The organism is Effusibacillus lacus (assembly GCF_002335525.1).
GTDB classification, from domain to species: Bacteria; Bacillota; Bacilli; order Tumebacillales; family Effusibacillaceae; genus Effusibacillus; species Effusibacillus lacus.
Map to the genome: position 1 here is coordinate 1 of NZ_BDUF01000052.1, position 1,711 is coordinate 1,711.

Genomic DNA, 1,711 nt, shown 5'->3' on the forward strand with positions numbered 1-1,711 from the left:
ACACACCCGTTCCCATCCCGAACACGGAAGTTAAGCTCTCCAGCGCCGATGGTACTTGGGCACGAGCCCCGGGAGAGTAGGTCGTCGCTAGGCACAAGAAACCACTTGGATCCTTATGGTCCAAGTGGTTTTTGCTTTTAAGAGAAAGACTGTTCATATAAGGCTAAAGCGTATTTTCTATCGAGAGTTCTTTTTCACATTTTGGAGGAACATTATGGTACCGAATAGAAGTCAGTTAACAAGACTCGAAACTTTGGGAAGTTGAATGGAATCCAACCGCTATGTTTGATGAACGCGGTGCTATGGTCTCTTTTTGAGGGGGAAATTACTAGTGATTCTTGAAGCCGCCTACCTTCATGTAATTCCATCGCAAACTGCTGAATTTGAAAATTCCTTTCGCCAAGCCTCATCGATTATCTCGAGCATGAAAGGGTATGTCAATCACGAACTCCATAAATGTATGGAAATCCAAAACAAATATCTGCTGTTAGTTTGGTGGGAAACCTTAGAAGACCATACCGTTGGATTCCGGGGATCAGAAGAATATCAAGAATGGAAGCGGTTGCTGCATCATTATTATGACCCGTTTCCAGTTGTTGAACACTTTACTGAAGTGGATCTCAATGAGAAAAGGGGTCAACTATGAATAAGATAAAAGTTCATCATTACGATGCGTTCTCCACGATCCCCAATATGGGAAATCCAGCAGGTGTTGTATTAGATGCGGATACCCTTAGCGAGCGGGAAATGCAAGAGATCGCCCTTAAGGTTGGGTTTAATGAAACCGCGTTTGTAATGAATTCTGACAGAGCTGACTTAAGGATCAGATACTTTACCCCGGGGCATGAAATTAATTTATGCGGACACGCTACAATGGCTTCATTGTATTGTCTGAAATCCAAGGGATTTTTGGAGGGGCGCGATTCTCTCCTAATCGAAACCGAGGTTGGCCAATTGCCAATTGATTTTTCCCAAACTCAAGACAACACACTTTTGATAACGATGAAGCAGGATACACCTGAGTTTATGCCCTTTAAAGGTGATGTAGGTAAATTGGCTGAATCTATTGGGATAACAGCAGAGGAGATTGATCAGAACCTTCCCGTTTTTTATGGAAGTACGGGTATCTGGACCCTATTGGTGCCAATAAAAAATTGGATAGTTTCAAGCGAATGAGGCCAATCAATGAATGGTTCCCAGAAATTCTACGCGAAAACCCGAAATCATCTGTGCATCCTTTTTGTTTGGAAACCTATGATAAGAATGCTTTTATACATGCCAGGCATTTTTCGTCGCCTTATTCCGGGACGACGGAAGATCCGGTAACCGGTACTGCATCTGGTGTTATGGGGGCCTATTATCTAACCTACATGAACCCCAAACTGGACTCAGTAGAATTTGTGGTTGAACAAGGCCAAGAGATTGACAGAGATGGAAGGGTGGCAGTCAAAGCGAGGAAAAATGGGTCCGCTGCTATGGAGATTTATATATCTGGAACTGCAGTATTCGTTACGGATTTGGTGCAAGGAATCCGCATTTTCAGTCTATGATCTTGAGAAAAAAGGACTAGGAGCTATTCCTGTAATGAATTAAATTGTGGTTTGCAAAAGAAAGAGTGCCTCCTGTATGCTGGGTCTCGGAATGGAGCACATTCACTGCCCTAATTAAGAGGAGGACGCTTACTATGAAGCATAGCCAATCTAGCAAACAA

The 1,711-nt window shown here is 43.1% G+C and carries 1 protein-coding gene, 1 rRNA gene and 1 pseudogene; all 3 read left to right on the forward strand.

Annotated features, from left to right (window positions below; translation table 11 throughout):
- Nucleotides 1-93: ribosomal RNA gene (gene rrf, locus EFBL_RS09515) — 5S ribosomal RNA — on the forward strand; the annotation flags it as partial.
- A gap of 238 nt (nucleotides 94-331) precedes the next feature.
- Nucleotides 332-646 (forward strand): antibiotic biosynthesis monooxygenase family protein, encoded by a 315-nt coding sequence (locus EFBL_RS09520; protein ID WP_096181906.1) that lies wholly within the window; start codon nucleotides 332-334, stop codon nucleotides 644-646.
- A pseudogene (locus tag EFBL_RS09525) lies at nucleotides 643-1,550 on the forward strand (PhzF family phenazine biosynthesis isomerase). The gene EFBL_RS09520 and the pseudogene EFBL_RS09525 overlap by 4 nt, the downstream one beginning before the upstream one ends.
- Nucleotides 1,551-1,711: the final 161 nt, after the last annotated feature.